The 22,716-nt window shown below is 58.5% G+C and carries 15 protein-coding genes; 8 read left to right on the top strand and 7 right to left on the bottom strand.

Annotated elements, in window-relative coordinates; all coding sequences use genetic code 11:
- Positions 1–63: 63 nt before the first annotated feature.
- Both EJA71_RS17130 and EJA71_RS17125 read right to left on the bottom strand, forming a co-directional pair.
- Positions 64–414 (bottom strand): cupin domain-containing protein, encoded by a 351-nt coding sequence (locus EJA71_RS17130; protein WP_016770579.1) that lies wholly within the window; start codon positions 412–414, stop codon positions 64–66.
- An 89-nt stretch (positions 415–503) separates the two neighbouring features.
- Positions 504–1,391, bottom strand: a complete 888-nt coding sequence (locus EJA71_RS17125; protein ID WP_158958682.1) for a LysR substrate-binding domain-containing protein — start codon at positions 1,389–1,391, stop codon at positions 504–506.
- A gap of 211 nt (positions 1,392–1,602) precedes the next feature.
- Here EJA71_RS17125 and EJA71_RS17120 point away from each other — a divergent pair, with 211 nt between their 5' ends.
- The gene (locus EJA71_RS17120) at positions 1,603–2,367 is read left to right on the top strand and encodes a sulfite exporter TauE/SafE family protein (protein WP_158958680.1); all 765 of its coding nucleotides are present in this window, start codon (positions 1,603–1,605) and stop codon (positions 2,365–2,367) included.
- Here EJA71_RS17120 and EJA71_RS17115 read toward each other — a convergent pair.
- Positions 2,357–2,671 carry a putative quinol monooxygenase gene (locus EJA71_RS17115; RefSeq protein WP_158958678.1) on the bottom strand — a complete coding sequence of 105 codons (315 nt, stop codon included), beginning with the start codon at positions 2,669–2,671 and terminating at the stop codon, positions 2,357–2,359. The two genes, EJA71_RS17120 and EJA71_RS17115, sit on opposite strands and share 11 nt — an antisense overlap.
- 182 nt (positions 2,672–2,853) lie before the next feature.
- On the opposite strand from EJA71_RS17115, the gene EJA71_RS17110 reads away from it, so the two are divergent.
- The 7 genes from EJA71_RS17110 (at position 2,854) to EJA71_RS17080 (ending at position 10,166) form a co-directional block, all read left to right on the top strand.
- Positions 2,854–3,444 (top strand): NAD(P)H-dependent oxidoreductase, encoded by a 591-nt coding sequence (locus EJA71_RS17110; RefSeq protein WP_158958676.1) that lies wholly within the window; start codon positions 2,854–2,856, stop codon positions 3,442–3,444.
- A 118-nt stretch (positions 3,445–3,562) separates the two neighbouring features.
- Positions 3,563–4,474: a LysR family transcriptional regulator gene (locus tag EJA71_RS17105; RefSeq protein ID WP_158958674.1), complete on the top strand. Its 912-nt coding sequence runs from the start codon at positions 3,563–3,565 to the stop codon at positions 4,472–4,474.
- 103 nt (positions 4,475–4,577) lie between these two features.
- A complete protein-coding gene (locus tag EJA71_RS17100; protein WP_158958672.1) occupies positions 4,578–5,471 on the top strand; it encodes an NAD-dependent epimerase/dehydratase family protein in 894 nt (297 codons plus the stop codon).
- 442 nt (positions 5,472–5,913) lie between these two features.
- The gene (locus EJA71_RS17095; RefSeq protein WP_158958670.1) at positions 5,914–7,263 is read left to right on the top strand and encodes a GntP family permease; all 1,350 of its coding nucleotides are present in this window, start codon (positions 5,914–5,916) and stop codon (positions 7,261–7,263) included.
- Positions 7,264–7,279: 16 nt separating this feature from the next.
- Entirely contained in the window at positions 7,280–8,140 is an 861-nt protein-coding gene (locus tag EJA71_RS17090; RefSeq protein WP_158958668.1) for a MurR/RpiR family transcriptional regulator, read from the top strand.
- A gap of 1 nt (position 8,141) precedes the next feature.
- Positions 8,142–9,599, top strand: a complete 1,458-nt coding sequence (locus EJA71_RS17085; RefSeq protein ID WP_158958666.1) for an amidohydrolase family protein — start codon at positions 8,142–8,144, stop codon at positions 9,597–9,599.
- Positions 9,600–9,797: 198 nt separating this feature from the next.
- Complete coding sequence (locus EJA71_RS17080; RefSeq protein WP_126359889.1) at positions 9,798–10,166, top strand: glyoxalase superfamily protein; 369 nt, start codon at positions 9,798–9,800, stop codon at positions 10,164–10,166.
- A 156-nt stretch (positions 10,167–10,322) separates the two neighbouring features.
- On the opposite strand, the gene EJA71_RS17075 is transcribed toward EJA71_RS17080, so the two are convergent.
- From EJA71_RS17075 to EJA71_RS17060, 4 genes are all read right to left on the bottom strand, one after another.
- Positions 10,323–11,339: an AraC family transcriptional regulator gene (locus EJA71_RS17075; RefSeq protein ID WP_158958664.1), complete on the bottom strand. Its 1,017-nt coding sequence runs from the start codon at positions 11,337–11,339 to the stop codon at positions 10,323–10,325.
- A gap of 287 nt (positions 11,340–11,626) precedes the next feature.
- A complete protein-coding gene (locus EJA71_RS17070) occupies positions 11,627–14,452 on the bottom strand; it encodes an RHS repeat domain-containing protein (protein WP_158958662.1) in 2,826 nt (941 codons plus the stop codon).
- Complete coding sequence (locus EJA71_RS17065) at positions 14,449–18,879, bottom strand: SpvB/TcaC N-terminal domain-containing protein (RefSeq protein ID WP_158958660.1); 4,431 nt, start codon at positions 18,877–18,879, stop codon at positions 14,449–14,451. The genes EJA71_RS17070 and EJA71_RS17065 overlap by 4 nt, the downstream gene beginning before the upstream one ends.
- Positions 18,876–22,703 carry a neuraminidase-like domain-containing protein gene (locus EJA71_RS17060; RefSeq protein ID WP_158958658.1) on the bottom strand — a complete coding sequence of 1,276 codons (3,828 nt, stop codon included), beginning with the start codon at positions 22,701–22,703 and terminating at the stop codon, positions 18,876–18,878. Before EJA71_RS17060 ends, EJA71_RS17065 begins: the two co-directional genes overlap by 4 nt.
- Between the last annotated feature and the right edge of the window lie 13 nt (positions 22,704–22,716).

The raw sequence follows: 22,716 nt of genomic DNA, 5'->3' as shown, positions 1-22,716 counted from the left end.
CAGCTCCTACAGGAAACGCATTCCACCTGTAGGAGCTGCCGAAGGCTGCGATCTTTTGCTTTATCAGGCAAACACGAAATATTTGCGCACGGTTTCGACCACTTCCCACGTGCCTTTCATGCCCGGCTCAACGACGAAGATATCGCCGGCGCGCAGGTGAATCGGCGCCATGCCGTCCGGGGTGATCACGCAGTAGCCTTCCTGGAAATGGCAGTATTCCCACTTCACGTAATCAACGCGCCATTTGCCCGGCGTGCAGATCCACGTGCCCATGATCTTGCTGCCGTCTTCGCTGGTGTAGGCGTTGAGGTTGACGGTGTGCGGGTCGCCTTCGAGTTTTTCCCATTTGCAGGCGTCGAGTACCGGCAGCGGGTGAGTGTCGCGCAGAACGGTGATAGGGGCGGTCGCGGTCATGAGGACTCCGGGCAGTGGACTTGAGAAATGAACTCGCACCCTATAGCGCCCGGTCGGGGCTCAGTTGTCTGGGGTCGACATCAAACTGCTCAGAAACGCGCATCAGTAAGCGCGTCCAGCAAGGCCTTGGCATAACCTGGCAAGGCGCCGAAATCCCTCGCGCACAGTTTCAGCGTGCGGCGCGCCCACGGTTCGTTGAGCGCTACGCTTTTGAAACCGCGTGGCGCTGCGCGCTCGACAGCGGCCAGCGGCACGATGGCCAGCCCGGCGCCTCGGCTGACCATGCGCATCACGCCGTCGAAACCGTCAGCACGGATCCGCACCTGCATGCGTGCGCCGCTGTGCAGGGCCTGTTCTTCAAGGTAGATCGCCAAAGCACTGTTGGCGCTGAGTCCGACAAAGTCGTGGTGCAACGCCTCGCTGAAACTGACGTCGACGGCGTCAGACAACGGGTGATCGAGGGGCAGGATCAGCACCAGTGGATCGTCGCGAAACGGTTGCGTCTGCAGGTCGCTGGTGTCTACCGCATCGGAGACGATGCCGAGGTCTGCCGCACCTTGGCGCAAGGCGTGGGTGATGCGCGCGCTGGGCAACTCCTGCAAATCGATGTCGAGATTGGGGTGGTCGCGCAGAAAATCGGCGAGCACCTCAGGCAGGTATTCGGTGATTGCCGTGGTGTTGCACAGCAATCGCACCTGACCTTTGACGCCTTGGGCGTAGTCGGCGAGATCCTGCTGCATGCGTTCGGCCTGTTGCAGGAGTATTCGCGCGTGGTGGGCGAGGGCGTTGCCGGCGGGTGTCGGTGTGACCCCACGGCGGCCGCGCTCAAGAAAATCTGTGCCGAGCGAGGCTTCCATGGCGCGGATTCTGGCGCTGGCTGCAGCGAGGGATAAATGGCTGCGCGCGGCGCCGGCGGTGATGTTGCCGGTGTCGAGGATGTGCAGGTAGAGGCGCAGGTCGGTGAGGTCGAAGTGCATGGGGGCAGCCGGTTTTGTGGAGTTTATCCCGGCCCCATCGCTGGCAAGCCAGCTCCCACAGGATTTGTGTGGTTCTCAAATTTTGTGATCAACACTGAACCCTGTGGGAGCTGGCTTGCCAGCGATGAGGCCATCAGCCTCTCACAAAAGCAGAGGCTGCCTCAGTATATGGCAGATTTTCAGCCAACCTTGACTGGCGCACAGTAGCACCATGAACACATTCACCGACTTCTACCAGCACCTCGGTTTGGCCCTGTCCCTGCTGGTCATCGCTACTTTCATCCTCGCTGGCCTGATCAAGGGCGTGATCGGTCTCGGCTTGCCCACCGTCGCCATGGGATTGCTCGGTCTGGCTATGGCGCCGTCACAGGCTGCCGCTTTGCTGATCATCCCGGCCACGCTGACCAATGTCTGGCAACTGGCATTCGGTGGTCACCTGAAAGGCCTGATCAAACGCCTCTGGCCGATGTTGTTGATGATCTTCCTCGGCACCGGCATCGGCACGCTGTGGATCGGCATGGCGGGCGGGCATTGGGTGGTGCGCGGGCTCGGCGCGGCGCTGTTGCTGTATGCGTTGAGCGGACTGTTCCTGCCAACGCTGCACGTAACACCTCGCCATGAGCGGTGGCTCGGTCCACTGTGCGGTTTGATCACCGGCGTCATCACCTCAGCCACTGGCGTCTTCGTGATTCCGGCGGTGCCATACCTGCAAGCGCTGGGTTTGAACCGGGATGAACTGGTCCAGGCGCTGGGTGTGTCCTTCACCGTGTCGACGCTGGCGTTGGCCGCTGGATTGCTCTGGCGTGGCGCCCTCGGTGGCGGCGAATTGAGCGCCTCGCTGCTGGCGCTGATCCCCGCCGTCCTCGGCATGCTGCTCGGCCAATGGTTGCGGCAACGCATCAGTGCGGTGTTGTTCAAGCGAGTGTTCTTTATCGGACTGGGCGCGCTCGGCGCCCACTTGCTGATCAGCGGTTAGCCGAGGCTTCGCTGAGCATCTCGATGGCGCGGATCTCGAAGTCGCGCTCCAGATACTCCATGCGCCGTTCAAAAAATGCCTTCATGTGTGGCAGATTCGAATGCACGTCGAGATGTGCCTGAGATGCCCAGATCTCGTAGAAGATGAACAGCGACGGATCTTTCTTGTCGCGCAGCATGTGGTATTCGATGCAGCCCGGCTCCGCCCGACTCGGCTCGACATAGGCGCGAAACAGCGCTTCAAAGGCCTCGGCTTTTTCCGGGCGGGTCTTGGCATGCAGGATAAAACCCTGGCGTTCACTCATCGCAACAACTCCTCAAATCAGATGGCTGCGGATGCTATTGCAATAATCGGCATTCGATTCGTGCTTTTCAGTCAAATGTATTTTGCGTAATCACGGCTTATTCCGCGCGAGGCGGATCGTTAATCTGCCGCCATTCCATTTTCCCTTCTCCACCCAGCCCATGGCTGCGCCGAGGTTTTCTGATGAAAAAAGTATTGCTGCTCAATGGCGGTAAAAAATTCGCCCACTCCGACGGTCGCTACAACACCACCCTGCACGAAACCGCACTGAGCGTGCTGGATCGCGGCGGTGTCGACGTCAAAACCACATTCATCGATGAGGGCTACGACGTCGCTGAAGAAGTGGCCAAATTCCTCTGGGCCGACGTGATCATTTATCAGATGCCGGGCTGGTGGATGGGCGCGCCGTGGACAGTGAAAAAGTACCTCGACGAAGTCTTCACCGAAGGCCACGGCAGCCTCTACGCCAGCGATGGCCGCACCCGCTCCGACGCCTCGCAGAAGTACGGCAGCGGCGGCCTGATTCAGGGCAAGCAATACATGCTGTCGCTGACCTGGAATGCGCCGCAACAAGCCTTTGATGATCCAACCGATTTCTTTGAAGCCAAAGGCGTTGATGCGGTGTACTTCCCGTTTCACAAGGCCAACGAGTTTTTGGGCATGACCGCGTTGCCGACGTTCCTCTGTGTAGACGTGATGAAGCGTCCGAATATCGAAGGTGATGTGGCGCGGTATGAGCAGCATCTGACCGAGGTGTTTGGCCTTAAGGCTTAAGTGGTTTAGGGCTACTATCGGTGAACAGCAAAAGATCGCAGCCTGCGGCAGCTCCTACAGAGTTCACATGTAGGAGCTGCCGCAGGCTGCGATCTTGGCGATCTCAAAGAGGACACCCGTGAAAGCCAGATCCGATGAGTTGCAGATTTTCGTCTGCGTGATCGAATGCGGTTCCATCTCCGCAGCCGCCGAGCAAGTCGGCCAGACTCCATCAGCCGTCAGTCGCACACTGTCGAAGCTGGAAGCCAAGCTCGACACCACGCTGATCAACCGCACCACGCGGCGCATGGACCTGACCGAAGAGGGCAAGTACTTCTTCGAACACGCCAAGCTGATTCTCGACCAGATGGATCAACTCGAAGAACGTCTGTCCTCGCGCCAGCAAACCCCGTCCGGACGTTTGCGAATCAACGCCGCTTCGCCGTTCATGCTCCACGCCATCGTCCCGTACATCGACGAATTCCGCCGGCTCTACCCGGACATCCAGCTCGAACTCAACAGCAATGACCTGATCATTGACCTGCTGGAACAAAGCACCGACGTCGCCATCCGCATCGGCACCCTCGCCGATTCGACGTTGCACGCACGCTCGCTCGGTTGCAGTCCGCTGCTGATCGTCGCCAGCCCGGCCTATCTGAAAAAACATGGCGCCCCTCAACAGGTGGCGGATCTGGGCGAACACACCTTGCTCGGTTTCACCCAGAATGAAGGCCTCAACCAATGGCCGCTGCGCTATGTGCACGGTGACCGTTGGCCAATCACCCCGGCGATCAGCGCCTCCAGCGGCGAGACCGTGCGCCATCTGGCGCTGGAAGGGCAGGGCATCGCTTGCCTGTCGCACTTCATGACCATCGATGACATTCGTGCCGGGCGCTTGGTAGTTCTGCTTGGCGAATTCAACAGCGGTTATCGCCAGCCGATCAACGCGGTGTACTACCGTAACTCGCAACTGGCGCTGCGCATTCAATGCTTCCTCGACTTTATTCAGAGCAAACTCGCCGCCTACGCCAGCGCCGATTTCAAGGGCTGATTCGTGACCTCTGCGCAAGAGTGAATTGGGTGAGGGCGGGTTTTTCCCTTGGGTTCACGGGCCGATACTCGTTCCATCACTTACTCACGCAGGGAGTTACTCCATGAACGTATTCGTCACCGGCGCTGCCGGTTTTATCGGCGGCTCGATCGCCACTGGCCTGGTTCAGGCCGGGCACAACGTCACCGGTCTGGTGCGCAGTGCTGAACAGGCCGATGAACTCAAAGCCCTCGGCATCACCCCGGTAATCGGCAGCCTCGACGACGAAGCGCTGCTCGCCGAACAGGCCCGCGCCGCCGACGCGGTGATCAACGCCGCCAGCAGCGACCATCGCGGCGCGGTCGAAGCCTTGCTCGATGCCTTGTGCGGTTCCAACAAAGTGTTTCTGCACACCAGCGGTTCGAGCATCGTCGGCGATGCCTCGGGCGGCAAGTCCAGCGACGTCATCTACTACGAAGACAATTTGCCGGAGCCGACTGTCGACAAGGCCGCACGCGTGGCCATCGACAACCTGATCCTCGCGGCGGCGAAGGACGGTGTGAATTGCGCCGTCATCTGCAACACGCTGATCTACGGCCACAGCCTGGGCGTCAATCGCGACAGCGTGCAATTGCCGCGACTGCTGAAACAGGCGCGCAAAAGCGGCGTGGTACGACATGTCGGCACTGGCCAGAACATCTGGTCCAACGTGCACATCGAAGACGTCGTCGCTCTCTATCTGCTGGCGCTGACCAAAAATATTCCGGGCACGTTCTACTTTGTCGAAAGCGGCGAAGCGTCGTTCATCGACATGACCACCGCCATGGCCGAAGCGCTGAACCTGGGCCAACCGCAAGACTGGGCATTGAAAGACGCCGAAGCCGAATGGGGCTACGAAATGGCCAACTACGGCCTCGGCTCCAACAGCCGAGTGCGCGGCAAACATGCCCGCGAACTGCTGGGCTGGGCGCCTAAGCGCACCTCGGTGGTTGAATGGATTCGTAACGAAATGGTGTGACGCTTACGCCAACCTTGTAATCACCACCGAACCTGTGGGAGCTGGCTTGCCAGCGATAGCGGTTCACCAGCCAACACCTAAGTTGAATGTGCAACCGTCATCGCTGGCAAGCCAGCTCCCACAGGTTATCCGCGTTGTACCTGACGCGTTGCAATCAAAACTGTGGGAGCGAGCTTGCTCGCGAAAGCGGTGGATCAGTCGGCAGAGATGTTGAATGTGAAGCCGTCTTCGCGAGCAAGCTCGCTCCCACAGGGTTTTGGGTTGACTGCATAAGTATGAAAATCCCGCCCCGCGATTTTCATTAATCGCGACAAGACATATCCATTAGCGACACGCCTTACCTCTCCACGAAAATTACTTTCATGCGGTTTGAAATCTCGATCTCGAAATGATTTATGAGTTTCACAACCCATTCGAACGTGACCCTTTCGAGGAGTACCGCATGACGCCTGACTTCGGCTATTGGCTGCTGGTTTATGCAGCCGTTGCCATCATCGCCTTGATCGTTCTGATCGCCCGTTATCGGCTCAATCCGTTCATTGTCATTACCTTGATTTCCATCGGCCTGGCGCTGGTGGCCGGGATGCCGGCCTCGGGTGTGGTGGGGGCGTATGAGGCTGGGGTTGGCAAGACGCTGGGGCATATTGCGCTGGTGGTGGCGCTGGGGACGATGCTCGGCAAGATGATGGCCGAGTCCGGTGGCGCCGAGCAGATGGCGCGCACGCTGATCGATAAATTCGGCGAGAAGAACGCGCACTGGGCGATGGTCTGTATCGCGTTTCTGGTCGGCTTGCCGCTGTTTTTCGAAGTCGGTTTCGTCTTGCTGGTGCCGATTGCGTTTACCGTGGCACGGCGGGTTGGCGTGTCGATTCTGATGGTCGGGTTGCCGATGGTCGCCGGCCTGTCGGTGGTGCATGCGCTGGTGCCGCCGCACCCGGCGGCGATGCTCGCGGTGCAGGCCTATCAGGCCTCGGCCGGGCAGACCTTGCTGTATGCGATTGCCATCGGCATTCCAACGGCAATCATTGCCGGGCCGCTATACGCCAAATTCATCGTGCCGCGCATTCAGTTGCCGGCGGATAACCCGCTGGAAAAACAATTCCTCGACCGCGAACCACGGGACAAACTGCCGGGTTTCGGCATCACCATGGCGACCATTCTGTTGCCGGTGGTGTTGATGCTGCTCGGCGGTTGGGCCAACCTGATTTCCACGCCGGGCAGCGGCTTCAATCAGTTCCTGCTGTTCATCGGCAACTCGGTGATTGCGCTGTTGCTGGCGACGTTGTTGAGCTTCTGGACGCTCGGGATTGCTCAGGGTTTCAACCGCGAATCGATCCTCAAATTCACCAACGAATGTCTGGCGCCGACAGCCAGTATTACCTTGCTGGTCGGCGCTGGCGGCGGCTTGAACCGGATTCTGGTGGATGCAGGCGTGACCGATCAGATCGTCGGCCTCGCTCACGAATTCCACCTGTCGCCGCTGATCATGGGTTGGTTGTTCGCTGCATTGATGCGCATCGCCACCGGCTCCGCGACCGTGGCCATGACTACCGCGTCCGGCGTGGTCGCGCCGGTGGCCATTGGTCTGGGATATCCGCACCCTGAGCTGTTGGTGCTGGCGACCGGCGCCGGCTCGGTTATCTTTTCCCACGTCAACGACGGCGGCTTCTGGTTGATCAAGGAATACTTCAACATGACGGTCGCGCAGACGTTCAAGACCTGGACCGTGCTGGAGACGCTGATCTCGCTGGTCGCGTTCGGTCTGACCGTCGGCCTTTCTTACCTGCTGTAACCGGAGCCCACCGCCCATGGACATCCTCTACCAGATCCGCGCCCGCCAGGATTCCTTCAGCGCCGGCGAAGGCCGGATTGCCCGGCTGATGCTCGACGACGTCGGTTTTGCCGCGAGCGCCAGTCTCGAAGATCTGGCGCAACGGGCCGAAGTCAGCACCGCCACGCTGTCGCGTTTCGCCCGCACGGTTGGTTGCCGCGACTTGCGTGATCTGCGCCTGCAACTGGCCCAGGCCAGCGGTGTTGGCAGCCGTTTTCTCGATCCGGCGGGCACGCCTGAACAGTCGGCCTTTTACGGGCAGATCGTCGGCGACATCGAAACCACATTGCGCCAGCATCTGGCCGGATTCGACGAATCACGCTTTGCCGATGCGGTGAAATTGCTCGGCCAGGCGCGGATGATTCACGCCTTCGGCATGGGCGGTTGCTCGACCTTGTGCAGCGACGAATTGCAGGTGCGCCTGGTCCGCCTCGGCTACCCGATTGCGGTGTGTCATGACGCGGTGATGATGCGCGTCACCGCCGCCAGCCTGAGCGCCGAGCAGGTGCTCATCGTCTGCTCACTGACCGGCATCACACCGGAACTGCTCGAGACCGTCGAACTGGCGCGCAATTACGGCGCACGCATTCTCGCCATCACCCGCGCCGACTCGCCGCTGGCGGAGCTGGCCGACATCGTCCTACCGCTGCAAGGCGCCGAAACCTCGTTCATCTACAAACCAACGGCGGCGCGCTACGGCATGCTGCTGGCCATCGACGTACTCGCGACTGAGCTGGCGCTGGCCAATCCTGAAGACAATCAAGAACGTCTGCGGCGGATCAAACTCGCCCTCGACGAATACCGTGGCGGCGACGATCACCTGCCGCTGGGAGACTGACATGCTGTACGACATCCTGATTCGCAATGCCCTGATCATCGACGGCAGCAATACGCCCGGTTACAAGGCCGACGTGGCGGTTCGCAATGGCCGCATCGAGCGCATCGGCGACTTGCACGATGCCACGGCAACCGAAGAAATTGACGCCGCCGGGCGTGTGTTGGCGCCGGGTTTCATTGACGTGCACACCCACGACGACACCGTGGTGATCCGTCAGCCGCAGATGCTGCCCAAGCTCAGCCAAGGCGTGACCACGGTGATTGTCGGCAACTGCGGGATCAGCGCCTCTCCCGTGAAATTGAAGGGCAATCCGCCGGATCCGATGAACCTGCTCGGCACGGCGGCGGCCTTCGTTTATCCGCGATTCAGCGATTACCGTGCGGCGGTGGAAGCAGCGAATACCACGCTGAACGTGGCGGCCCTGATCGGCCACACGGCGCTGCGCAGCAATCATCTGGACGACCTGTTCCGCACCGCCACGCCGAACGAAATCGCCGCGATGCGCGAGCAACTGCGGGAAAGCCTGGAGGCGGGCGCGTTGGGTTTATCCACAGGTCTGGCCTACGCCAGCGCCTACAGCGCCTCCACCGATGAAGTCATGCAACTGACCGAAGAACTGACGGCATTCGGCGCGGTGTACACCACGCATTTGCGTAGCGAATTCGCCCCGGTTCTGGAAGCGATGGATGAAGCTTTTCAAATCGGTCGACATGCGAAATCGCCAGTGATCATTTCCCACCTCAAATGCGCCGGCGTGGGTAACTGGGGGCGCAGTCCCGAGCTGCTCGCATCGTTGGAAGAAGCCGCGAAGACTCACCCAGTCGGCTGCGATTGCTACCCGTACGCGGCGAGTTCTTCGACGCTGGATCTCAAGCAAGTCACTGACGCCCATCGCATCACCATCACCTGGTCGACGCCGCACCCGGAAGTCAGCGGCCGTGACCTGATCGACATCGCCGCCGAATGGAATCTGCCGTTACTTGATGCCGCCAAACGTCTGCAACCGGCGGGCGCGGTGTACTACGGCATGGACGAGGCCGATGTACGAAGAATTCTCGCGCATCCTCTTTCGATGGTCGGCTCTGACGGACTGCCGGAAGACCCGTTCCCGCATCCCCGCCTGTGGGGTGCTTTCCCACGGGTGCTGGGACATTTCAGTCGTGACGTCGGCCTGTTTCCGCTGCACACCGCGGTGCACAAAATGACCGGCCTGTCGGCGGCGCGATTCGGCTTGAAGGAAAGAGGCGAGATTCGTGAAGGCTACTGGGCGGATCTGGTGTTGTTCGATCCGGCGACCGTGCGTGATGTGGCGGATTTCACTGATCCGCAACGCGCCGCGCAAGGGATTGATGGCGTATGGATCAACGGCGTGTTGAGTTATCGCGATGGTCAGGCGAGCGGGCGTAGGGAAGGACGGTTTTTGGCGCGGGAAGGAGATTTGCGCAAAGGGTTTCATTGATTTTAATGACGCCAGAAGATCGCAGCCTGCGGCAGCTCCTACAGGAGATCGCATTCCAATGTAGGAGCTGCCGAAGGCTGCGATCTTTTGATCCATATCTCATAGTGGCACTCTGCGATTAAAGAAAGCCAACATCAAGCCGAATTCCTGACATCCACCCCGGCTACACTGTGGGGCCAATCAGTCAGGGAGCACCCCATGAGCTTCGGCAAAACCACTCCGATCCTGCGGATCTTCGATGAAGCCAAGGCTGTCGAGTTTTACGTCGACTTCCTCGGTTTCAAAATCGACTGGCAGCATCGCTTCGAGGCGAATTTTCCGTTGTATCTGCAGGTGTCGCGAGGCGAGTGCGTGTTGCATTTGTCCGAGCATCACGGCGATGCGAGCCCGGGTTCGGCGTTGCGTATCGAGACCGATGAGCTGGAAGCGTTTCAGCAGCAGTTGATCGCCAAGGACTACAAGTTTTCGCACCCGCAGATCCAAGCGATGCCGTGGGGCAGTCAGGACATGACGATTGCCGATCCGTTTGGCAATCGGTTGGTGTTTACCAACGCGATCAGCCTCTGAGGTGAAGCGAAAGCGCTACTTCAGCCAACGCAGGTGTTGAATGTCATACCGCCATCGCTGGCAAGCCAGCTCCCACAGTGTTTTGTGTCGTGCATGAAATTTGTGATCACCACTGAACCTGTGGGAGCTGGCTTGCCAGCGAAGAGGCCGGAACATTCACCCCCGATGCCTCTGCCGAAACTCCCCCGGCGGCATTCCGCGTCGGCTCTTGAAGGTGCGGTGAAACGACCTCGGGTCGGTAAACCCCAGATACTGCGCAATGTCCTGAATCGGCAGCGTGCTGTTGAGCAAATAATGCTCAGCCAGTTCCTGACGCAAGTCATCGAGAATCTGCTGATATGACGTTCCCGCCTGATGTAATTGCCGCTGCAACGTTCGCACTGAAACAGCGATCTGTTCGGCCACTTGTTCCTTGCGCGGCAAGCCTTGCTTGAGCAGCTGGCGCAGGATGTTTTTCACCTGCTGCTCCAGCGACGCATCCTCCAGCGTCGCCATCAACCCCAGCGCATGTTCTTCCAGCGTCCGCAGCAACTGTGCATCGGCTTGGCGCAGCGGCAACTGCAAATACGCCAGCGGCACAATCAGCGCCGAATAGGGCTGATCAAACGACACCGGGCAATCGAAAAATGCCTCGTATTGCGCCAGTGCCGCCTCGGCCGGGCAGGAATGTTCGAACCAGACAGCGGCCGGCGACATCTGCGTATCGGCGATCCAGCGCGCGTATTGCAACCATGAGCCGAGGACGTTTTCCACCAGATGCCGACGAATTCGTGGGCGCTGATAACGGCAAGTCCAGATCAGATGCACGTGACCGTCCAGCACTTCGACGCGGCTGACGCCCATGTCGCCGACCAGTTTTTCGAACGGCATGATCCGGCTCATCGCATCGCCCAACGTCGCGCAGTTCATGGTGATGTAACCGAGCACGCTCCACGAATTGGGCAGGACGAAATTCGCCGCGTTGAGCCCGAACAGCGGATCGCCCGAGTGCTCGCAGAAATAATCCAGCAGCCGTTCGTGGGCCTCACCGGGCAAGCGCAGGGTGTTATCGCTCAACTGCTGCGCCTGCAAACCCGCCGCCGCCAATGCGGGCTCGATGGCCATGCCCAGTTGTTCGGCGTGGCGCAGGTATTTGAGCAACGGCGGAACCGAAGTGAAGCCGAGCGATTGCATGATCCCTTTCCTTTGATCAACGGCGGCGAGGGCGGGCGAATAGCCTGAAAGTTAATTTGAAACCCCGACTAAAGTAAATGGCTGACGCTTGCGCGACGTTTGACTTGCGCGGTACGCGTTGAGGGAACCGTTCGGAGGGTTGCCAGGTGTCGAAGCGAGAATGTGCTGGTTGGGGCGCAACCTCACTTCCATGAAGATCGAACGCGGAGTGGTCGCGTCCCCTGCCACCGACTACCCCACCACGCCCCTGCCTGGTGTCAGGCAGGGGCGTGGGCCGGCAGAGCTGATCAGAATCGCCTGAAATAGTTGGGAGGAAACAGATTGGCAAGATCGTTGGCGAGCTGCGTCTCAAGCCGGATCTGGTTGAATTGATTTTGAGGGACTTCGGCGAAATTGTAGAAGGTATTGCCATCGCTGAAATGGACATCCATCGACTGCTGCTGAGACGTCATCTGATTCCATACCCCAGTACTTGGGTTGCCGGTTGCTAAGCTTTGCGCGAACAGGTCGACAATAAACGTGGGATTTTGCGCTGGTTGCTGCCCGTAGAGCGGCGCCAGCGCGGCGACATTGGCAATGGGCATGGCATAAGCAGGGTCCTGAGGCATGCGGGGGCTAACGTTTAAACGTGAGGTAATCGGTGCGTACCTGCTCTCCGAGAGCCGGTGTGGCATCGCAAAGGTCACCCAGGGATCAATCACCAACGGATCATTCATCGGGTCGCCGAGCAACGTGAAGCTATGTCCCGGGAAGCCTGAAAGGTGCACGGGGGACAGCGAGGCGTTGCGGGCCGATGATGAGAGCAGGCTGGCACTGACAGCCGCGAATTCATCGCACAGACCTGTTGCGGCAGCGACGGCGTGTTGCGCGCGTGATTGCGGGGAGGGTGCGATGTTGCCACGCAGTGCACGGGACAGTTGATCGGAACGTTCCAGGCTGTTGGAGATGGCACCGATCTGATTGCCCGGCCCATGAGAGAGAAGCGAGCGTGTGGTCCAGATCACGTCGTAGGCCAGTCTGTAATCTTCCAGAACGCTCACGTCCAGATAGGCGCTGGACGACTGATGACTGGCTGCCGACCGTGTGATGGCGGGGGCGGCGACACTGGGCTGACTGCTGAATGGTTCGATCTCGTATTTCATGAGCCCACGGCGATCCTTGTATTTGAGTGGGTTGTTGGCGACGAATCCGTAAAGATTGAATCCATCGACCCACCCTGCAGGATCCGCACTGACCCATCGTTGCAGCCACGGCGCGTAATAGCGCGAACCGTAGTAGTACAACCCACTGGCATCACGCTCTTTTCCGGAGTAGCGAACAGTTCTGCAGCGTGCCTCTATCTTGTTGCGTGCCGCCCGCCAGGCCGTGTTGCCAAACGGGTAGTAACCTTCCTCGCTGACCAGTTTTGCGTTGGCATCGAACTCCAGTGTGGTGGAGGCGGCGTGATCGTCGAAGGTGTAGCGCAAAGCTTTATCGATGACCCCGTCGGGACGCCCTCGTGTCCAGACCATGCACCTTGCCTGGCAGTCCCCTGCATCGATATTGATGACGTCGAGGTTTTCTTTGGCATTGGTACGAATTTCCAATCCGGGCAGGTAGAGCACTTGGTGAAGGTGAGTGGTTGCCCGCGCGGCATGTGTCTGGCGTTTGCGTAGCCGTTGCCCGTTGGCATCGTAAAGGTAGGTTTCCTCGTCTGCGTCGGCTGTAGCTCGCTCGATCAACGCAATCCGTTGCAACTGATTACGGTTGTTCCACTCCATTGGCTGACCCGTAGACAGCGTCAACTGATTGCCGTTGGCATCGAAGCCTTCGGCATGATCTGGAATAGTGCCTCCCGGCTTTCGACGAAGGGCTCGATTACTGCCGGCGGCGACGTGCATTTCGCGAGTGTAACTATTGCCCTCGCGTCGATGCTGCAACTTGATGAGGTTGCCACGGTTGTCATAACTGTATTGCTGGGTGAAGTTGAGCAGGCGGCTTGGGTCCAGCGCGTGTGGCAACCAGGTTGGAAGCCTGACTCTGACACCAGCGTTGGCTTCTTCGCGGCCCGTGGCCTCGATCAGTTGATACAGACTGTCGTATTGATAAGTGCTGACGGGAAGCACGCGTTGGTTGGCGTTGTGCTTTGCGGTTTTGCTGCGATCAGTCACGCTCAGCAGATTGCCGACCGGATCGTAGTCCAATCGCATGGATTGAAATGTCCGCTCGTCTGCCCGGGAAATCTTGCGATCTCGCACGCGGCCATTGGCAGGCAGGTAGGTTGTCTGATGGGTGATTTTGCCGCCCAGTTGTTGCGATGTGATCTGACCCTGTTCGTTGTAGACGATCTGGTCGAGCACGACCTTGTGTTCGCGTACATCGGGCATTTCCAGGGTGATGCGTTTCAACTGACCCGCCTCATCGTACGTTCGATGTTGAGCATTCCCGCGAGCGTCTTTTTGCTTCAGCAACTCGCCCGTCCACGCGTACTCCCAAGAGGTTGTAAAGCCTGCGCCGCTTTCCAGCAGTTCGTCCTGCTGCTCCTCGGCTTCTGGCCAGCCCACGGCAGGCTGCTGTTTCAGAAAGCGCCGTGTTTCACCGGTCAGATGGCCGTTCAGGTCATGACCGGCCAACGTCCGGCAGCCAGCGGTATCGTTGTGCCGAATCAGCCGGCCACACTGATTGTGTTGCGCATGGTCGGGGCTATTGAAAGCATATTCAAAGCGTTCCACTGCCAGCCGTTCACCGGCGCCTTGCTGCTCAAAGACGCCTGTTGCACGCAGTTGGTTGTCGTATTCGAATTGCCAGTGGGTGCCACGCCCATCCCATCGCTCCACCGGCTGACCCGCTTCACCGAGCAGGTTTACAGTCCAGCCGGCATCGGTGCTTTGGGTCAACAATACAGCGCCGGACAGGCTGTTGATCTGCTTGCCGTCCGCGGTGCTCGCAGCGCCGTCTTTATCGAAAAGGGCGTAATGCTTGATGGATTGCAGGCCGACGTCGTAAAGACTGCGGGTGATGCATGCCTGTGAGGATTGAAGTGGAGCATTGCGCAGATACTTGACCTGGCGAACCCGCATGCCGCGGCTGTCGATGACATCCAGGGTTGGCGTATGGCGATGAATATTGCTCATGATTCGTCTCCAGGATCAGACGACAGCGTGTTGTCGTTCAGGTCATCCGCTTGGGTGTCGTTCTCGTCCTCACTGAGGGTGTACCAGGGGTGGTAGCTGTAGCGGCGTTCATGGCCACTGGCATTGATGACGCGGATCAAGCGACCGGTAGGGTCGTAAAGTTGCTGGTCGCATAAACCCGAATGCCGCGTTGTTGCGTCTTTGCTGTAGCGGTAATCGTCACTGAACCAGGGCCGGAATACGCGGATGACCAATCCTTTGTTGTCGTACTCGATCGGCGCACTGACGCGCCAGCGCGCGCCGGTTTTCAGCTTGCTTTGCAACGGCCTGCCATAGCCGTCCTGACTGGCGATGCTGATGCGGATCTGCTGCGCGCTATCGTCGGCGGAGCGATCGGCGTGTAGCGCTGCACTGTGCACAGGGTCACGCACGGCGCTGCCGATAACGTGTTTGAGATAACGCTCGTAGGGTGTTTGGGCTATCAGGTGTTGGTAACGTTTGCGCGTGCTGGCGCGAATGAAACCGCCAGGGAGCAATTCGCTTGAGGCGATGGCTTGATCACGCCATGCCTTTTCCTGAACCGTGCCGCCGGATTCCACCTGTCCCATCCAGCTGAGGGGGGCGTGAAAAAACGCGCTGGCAGCGTTTTGCAGGGCCTTCTTTGCAGCGTTGATCGCGGTGGCCGGTGAGACGTCGGGGAGTGCTTTGTAAAGTGCGAGGGGTTTGAAGCCGCTGGCGTTTTTGTAATGACTCGTCAGGAACACCTGTCCAAAACCGTCGTAACGTGTTTCGCGGACAATCCCGTTGGGATCGATCAATCGGGTGGCGGCAAGGGTTCGATAGTCAATCGCGCTGGTTCGGGTTGTGCACAGGTCGGGCAGGGTCATCGAGGAGACCAGGCAATGGCTGGCATCGTAAGTGATCGTGGTCGCCCCGTGCTGCCCGCTTGCCTGGAATGTGCGGGGTTTGAAAAAAGCGTCCGACCCGTAGTAAGTGCTGTAATTGCGTCGCACCGACCAGAGACCGGAGGGAATGCCCAAAGTGTCTGCCGGTGCTGGCGCAACGGTCATTTTTTCGTGACCACTGGCCTTCAGTCGTTGTGCAATATTGATCGCGGGAAACGTGGAACCGAGAGCGTCGAACGCCTTGAGCGCCACGTCATTTATTTCGGCGATTTCCACATGATCCACCAGCGCTTCGACGCTCGCATGGCCATCGTCCAATGGGCTGCTGTCGTCAGCTTTTCGGTAGCGCAGCAAAGACAGGCTGGTCATGACCCGCAAGGCTTTCCAGCGCGCGGATCCGATCAGCTCCAGCAGGTTGTCATGGTGGATGTCAGCGGGAGCCAGACCATCAGGCAGAGGGGATTTCGGCAGTTTCAACGCATGGGAGCATTGCAGGTAGGGCAATCCCAGGCGCCGGGTTTGCTCCGTGTCGTGATGGATAGGCAGTTGCCTGTCTTCCTGCACGAAGTAAAACTGTTGTTCATCATCATGAGCGTCAACCCAGCACTGCTGTTCCCAATCAGTGGTGAAGGGGTTCTTGTCGCTGGCTTGCTTGCGTCGTGCGTAGCGGATCTGCACGGCGTGAGTGATGACTCCGAAGTCATCCCATTGCAGATTGAGTGTCTGGCTGCATTGCGGGTCGTCGGCGATTCGCTCGTAGTCCAGGCGCAGGGACTCGGCCAGAACCGGATGGATGATCGAACAGACACTGTGCTTACCGATTCCACGTAGCTCGTTGAGCTGATAGCGATAGGTTTGCACCGAGTAGGGAACGTTTGACCGAGGTGAAAAATCCCGACCATAGATTTCTTCGCGCAATACATTTCCGGTCAAGGCAATGGCCATCTCACGCTGGCGTTTCTTCAGGTTGATGAGGGTCAGGTCGCGTTTGCGCGAGCGGGGCGACCAGCTTCTTCCGATTTTTTGAATCGCAGGTTTCAAGGCGATCGCGTGGTTGTCGACCCAGATTGGGTCGGTGATCGCCGGGTCGATGGCGTCACCCGTGTGATACCAGGTCTTGCGCAGCATCGGTGGTGTGTGAGGGTTGTACAGGCTGGACGGGCTATCCAGGCTGTCGGTTTGTTCAAGCAGACCGAACCCACGAAACTCGTGCTCTTTGGGGTCATAAAATCCGCGCCGATACGTCCATTGCCGGGTCATCCGGTTGCCGCTGATTTCATCGTGCAGGATTTGTCGTTTGATGACCGGTAGCGGGAATGGAAGCTGGCAGGCGGTGGCTTGTTTTCTCTCTCGCCGTTCCTGTTTCTCATCCAGCCATTCCTGGGCGGAACTGCGATAGTGAATGCTGTTGATGGCGCCCATGTTGTTATCGGTTTCACCAAGCAGATAGGGCTTGCTGGCGACAAAGTCATAGCGCCAGTAGCGCTTCTCGCTGCCCGGTGCATCGATCACCAGGCTGGAGCAGCCAGATCCCTGCAGGTCGGCTGCCTCTACACGGCAGAAACGATCAAAATGCAGGCCGTCAGGCCAAGGGACCCGGATCGCTGGTGCCAATCCATTGCCGAAACGGTTCATCAAGATTGTTGCGCCGTCGGCTTGCAGATAAATCAGGTCGGTGGCCCCGCTTCCGTCAAGATCCGCCAGCAGGATGTTGGCGGCGTCGAAGTACTCGTAGTCGAAATCGAGTTGAGCAATGACCCGCCCTTTACCGAAACGGCCGCGTCCCAGATTCGGCCAACACTTCACTTCGTTGTGACGAATACGCACCAGATGCTGCTGGCCACTGCCCAGAACATCGCTGAAAGCCACCAGTTCACCGGGTGATGGGGCCGCGCCCGGCAAGTCATCGTCATCGGGCAGACGCGCCACTTCAATGGCTGGCCGGAAGCCGGTTTTTCGTTGGTTGGCATACAGCCTCACACTGCGCGGGCCGATCATCACCAGATCATTCAGGCCAGCCCCCATCAGGTTGGCCAATTGTGAACCCGGCTGGAAAAACTCGTCGGGGAATGCCGCGAATGGCGTAAACCCAGACCAGTTGCCAGCAGCATCAAGGGTGAAAAACCCACTGACGCCCGGTTGGAGCGTCAACCAGTCCGGTCGACTGTTGCCGGTAAGGTTGGCGAGGAACTGCCGCACTGGTTTGGTGGCGTCGGCAAGCGGGATACCTGGCAAAGCCTGGACGACATAGTCCACGCGATCGCCGCCGTGCTGGTGTCGGGTCGGTGCGTGGTACTGCCAGGCTTTTTCAGCTCGCTGAAGCACGCCGGGCAGCCCCTCGCCCAATAGGTCGACGAACTGCAAGGGCTGCTGATTGCCCACGCTGTTCAACGCTACGAAGGGCGTGCAACGTGTTGCGGCGGCGCTCAGATCGAACCGCGAATAGGAGAACTCCAGCGGCGGCAGGTCATCAATCCTGCCTTGGCCACCGTAGGCCTGATTGAACGCGGCGCTCAATAGACTGCAGGCCAGGGCAGACGTCTCGTACTGCAAAAGCGTACGCCGGACCAGAACCGGTTTTTTACCCATTTGCGCATCATCGGGAAAGCAGTGAAACATCAGTATCTGTCGGCAAAGTCGTCGGGTGCGCAGTTCGAAGCCAAAGCGAAAATCCGAGAAGGGGTCGGGGCGCTCGCTCGCTGATGCGCCGCTCTTGAAGTCCGGTATTTCTCCGAGTGTCGTGGTGCGTTCGCCGTAATCGAAACACAGGATGAAATGCCAGCTCGGCGGGGCATTGTCCTGCCCGGTGAATGAATATAAACGTGAGGAGGCGGTGGCGTTTCCATAACGCACATGGCTCAAGTAACGCTGAGTATCCGCTGGGTCGGTATTCGTGGCGTATTCGTAAACGATATGTTCGCCATGGGCGTTCATGCTTTCTTCAAGCAGCCACTCAGCGACCCGATCAGGATGTTCGGGGTCTACCCGCCGTGCCGACGGTGACTTGCCGTACACATGTTGAGTGCCGTCGGCGCTCCACACCCGCCAGAACCCGACCGAGTCATCAGCTGCCCAATGTTCGATGCGGTCAAACGCGCGCTCGACCCGTGGGCGATAACGCACCACGGTATGAGCGGGCAGTTGCTTGTCTTCGTTGTAGGGTTTGCGGGAGGTTATCAGGGCGCCGTTTTCTGGGTCGCGGTCGGGGAGCAACACTGTGCCGTCGGGCTCGATGAACAGGTCGTCATCGTTATAGGCCGGGATGCCCTGACTTGTCTGGCGCGATATGGACGGTAAAGACAAATGCCAGCCCAGACCGAATGTTCCATTGCCTCGGCTGGAGTTGTATTGCAACGCGAGGGCAGGGACATAATTGCGACCCTTCGAGATGGGCAAAGCAATTTCGCAGGTGGCGGCACCGCTGCAGCCCACCGTGCCGATGTCTACGTCGATGTATCTGATTGCTCCGCCGCCCTTGGGCAAGGTTTGTGAAGGTGCCGGCAGTGACGTGTCCTGGCTCATTGCTCAAGCCTCCCGTCTCTGGCGGTGTAGCGCACATGCACGATGACGTCGGTGAGCGATTCGAGCATGCTTTTTTGCGAAGCATGATTGGGGAACGACAATTTCCACTTCGACACCGCGCCCGTGTACTCGAATGGCAGGTAACGTTCGTCCTGAAAACTCAGGGTGAACAGACCGTTGTCATCGACGCCGGTGGAAAGCGCGATCTGCTGATTCAATCGCAGCTGTTTCAAAACGGTCTTGCCGTCGCCGGGCATGACCACTTCGCTGCTGAGCTGGGTCAGTGTGGCGCGAATATCTTCATAGGGGCCGACGACGGCGGGCAGCGATACGCTGATACTTTTGATCCGGCGCAGGCAGTGACCCGGGTAGTCGCTGTCGAACAACTGCTGAGTCAGCTCGAACTCACAGGACCCGTTTTTGACGAGTTTGGACTTGATCCCCGCAATCGGTGCGGCTTCAGGAGACAAGGACTTGATGTCGTCCCAGGATTTATTGATCGATTCCGGCTGGGTTTTCAGGCTGTCTTCGTTCACCTTCAGGCGGCGCAGCGACACGGTCTTGCGGATCTCCAGCTCACGTTCATTGCCCTGCAGATAGGCATTTTTCATCTTCAGCAGGGCAAGCTTTATCCTTTCTCCAGGGGCGAGGCCGCGATAGGTGGTATTCCAGGCCAAATGTTCGAAGAGAGAGGGGCTGGAATCATCGGCCATTTCATAGCGCCAACTGTTTTCCGTGAACCGGCAAAGCGCGAGCGTCGAGTCATATACCTGGTAATAAAAGGCCGACAACTGATAGCAAAACCATTGGTAAAGCTGTGAGTTGGAAAAGCGCTTGCTGAAAAAATCATAAGCCGTCCGGGCCTGATCCAGCGCGGTCCGGGTTTGGCGCAACTGCAGTTGCGAAGCCAGGGCCTTTTCGGACTCCAGCGCCAGTTGAGCGTCTATTTGCGCCATTTCGAGTTCGGCCTGATCGCGGGCCAGCGTCCATTCCTGGTAGCGACGACGGTACTGGGCTGCGCGTTCGAGTGCTTCGCCCGTTCCGTGAGCGGCGGCGGACGCCCCCATGGCGAAGGAGGATGCCGCCATGGGGCCACCTTCCAGGCGATGACCGCCATCGGCCAGGCCGAAAATATTCGGTGGAATCTTCAACAAGTGGCCTGTCGCCTGCGCCGCGTGCGCACCTGCCTCGATGATTCGCCCGCTCAGATGGAACGCGGCTGCGAGGGCTTCTTCTGGGTTGATGACTTCATCGACCAGCGCGCTGTAGTAATCCCGGCGCCGGGTGACGATGGCCTTACTGGCGAGCAATGCCTCGCGTGACTTCTGATCGATTTTCAGCGCCTGAGTGTGCAAATCAACGGCCAGGTTGGCGAGATCCCAGGCATGGTGGTGCTGAAGTTCCTGATAGCGGGCCTGCTCACTGCGCTCGATGAATGAAAGCAGCGTGGTACCGAACTGAATCACGGTCTCTACGGCACTCATGGCGTGGGTGTACATCGTGCTGAATCGGTAGGGAGGGATGAGCACCGTGACATTTTTCACGTTGCCAGGATCAGTCGCTTTTTGCGGGTTGCTCCCCAGCGGTGCGCGCGAATCATCGGCCGCTGAGAACAGCGCAAGGTTCAAGGGGCGGCCGACGATATCGAGATTGTGTCGCAGATTGTGCAGCCGACTTTCCAGCTTGGCCCAGTGAGAGATCAATACGGGGTTGAAAGGCAGTCGTAAATGCGGCGTATCGATAGTGAATATCGAAGGCGCCGGCGCGAAGGGACGAACGCAGACGTCAGGGATCTTCTGTGGGCTTTCGCTGCTCGCGTCATATCTGCCTTCGGCGTGCAGCTTTGCTTCAAATGTGCGAAGGCCCGTGTTGGTTTCAGTGCCGAATGCTTTCAGCGTGACCTGACGCCATGCATCGGTTTGCTTGAAGTCAGGGCACGGTCCAAGCAAGTCAGCGGCGCGGATATACCAAAGCTTGGCTTGCGTTAAATCATCCCGGGTCAATTTGCGGTAACTGGCATCGCCGCGATTGAGCAATATATCGATATGAAGCATGTACAAGGCTTTGCGAAAGTGCACGGGATGACTCAGGGCGATCCGGTGCGGGTCCAGTGGCCCCTGAATGGCGTAGCTGAGTTGTCCGGGCGCGGGGGTGCTGGAGATCAACGGCACCACGTTCCAGTAGTCCGGACTGCCTTCGGCTGTTTTTTTACGCGCGGGATTGAACAGGTATTGCAACCAGCGTTCTGCGTTGGCGTATTGCCGTTCCTGGTTGAAACGGTGTGCTATGAGCCAAGGGACATACAGAAACAGTTCGACGAAATAGCGGCCATAAGCACCATAGAAGTCCATCGTTGCTGGCGCACTGCTTCCTTCCAGAGGCGGCTCTTGCAAATGCTGTGAACTCCAACTCAACAACTTGTCCATGCTGGTTTCGGCGAGTTGGATCAGGTGCCTGGCGAAGGTGATGTTCAGCCGGAGAGGATCGCGTTTTGCTGGAGAATTGCCGGAGGCGTCAGCGGTGTTGGCGAAGTTGAGGTATTCGGCGGTGCCAAGCGATTCGTGCCGTTGAGACTCTATACAGGGGGCGTCGGTTGTTTCTGAACCGAGAACATACGTAAATTGCATTTTGCGTCTTTCGCCGGGTGGATACAGCTGGGCGAACGTCTGCAGATTTTTATCATCATTTCCCAGGCCTTCAACGCGAGTCAGTTGTGTAGAAACGGCGTCCATATCAAATGATGCCGACATCCAGAACAAGAACCCCGCAGTCTCTTTTATCGAGGTGGCGCCAATGACAAAAAGCGAAATAGACAGCGACGCTTTACTCTGATCATGGACTGCAATGACCTGCGTATTATTCAGTATCTGTTGCACGCTCAGCGTCTGCAGCTCTGCATGACTTGCGTAAGCATGCTGGCAGGTTGTCGGAGGACTCCAGGTTCTATCGTATTTTTTGAAACACATGTTCAAACGAAATAACGGATTGTTATTGGCGTTGGTCGAGTCGCTGTTTTTGACCGGATGGTCCTGAATGACGCATTCGGCCCAGACCACATAGAGACGATTGTTAAAAAAAACCGGTCGCACGGTGTGTTCGATGGTGCTTTTGGAAACGGGTAAATCGAGTGAGTGCCAGTCCGACCAGGCGTGTGGTTCCGGCGTATGGTATTGCTGGGTCAAAGACCCGGGCACCCAGGGCCGTTGAGACATGTCGAGCGATCGCCAGTACCACTTGTCCGCATTGCGGGACTTGGCAATGAAGTAATACGTGCTTTGGGTGAAGTCGGTCCCGTCGATGTAACCATTTACGGTTTTCAGGTTCGCCAACTCTTCCAGCCTGCTGAGGTAGGCCAGTACCGCGTTCTCGACGGATTCAATACTTAACTGGCTCTGATTGAGGTCGCTCTCCAGTTTCGCGAAGCTCTCGGTACGGTTCTGGCGCAGTGACGGGTCGAGATACGCAGACGGGAAATAGTGCACCCGCTCATTGCTCGCCCAACTCTGGTAGTCATGCATGGCAGTACGCCAGGATTCAACTTGATCCGGTTCGATCACCGCGGACTGATAGCCTGGCTCCATATTCGCCAGAATACCGGTGATGTATTGCTGCAGACTGGCGATGGCGCAAGCGACCGGGCTGGTTGCAACTTCCTGGCTGACCAGTACATCCAGCAACAAGTAGTGATAAAGGTCATCGGCCGTCTTCAGTTGCGGTTGGGTGCCGTCATTTTCTGAATCGCGTGAAGCGATCAGCGTCAGATAAAACCCGATCTGTGCATCACGCCGGCATTCATTCAGCTTTCTTTCAATCGTTGCTCTCATGTTCATTCCTTGA

The sequence above is a fragment of the Pseudomonas sp. PB106 genome (assembly GCF_009764645.1).
In the GTDB taxonomy this organism is placed as follows: Bacteria; Pseudomonadota; Gammaproteobacteria; order Pseudomonadales; family Pseudomonadaceae; genus Aquipseudomonas.
The sequence above is the reverse complement of the archived record's forward strand: the minus strand, read 5'-3'. Positions and strand labels throughout refer to the sequence as shown.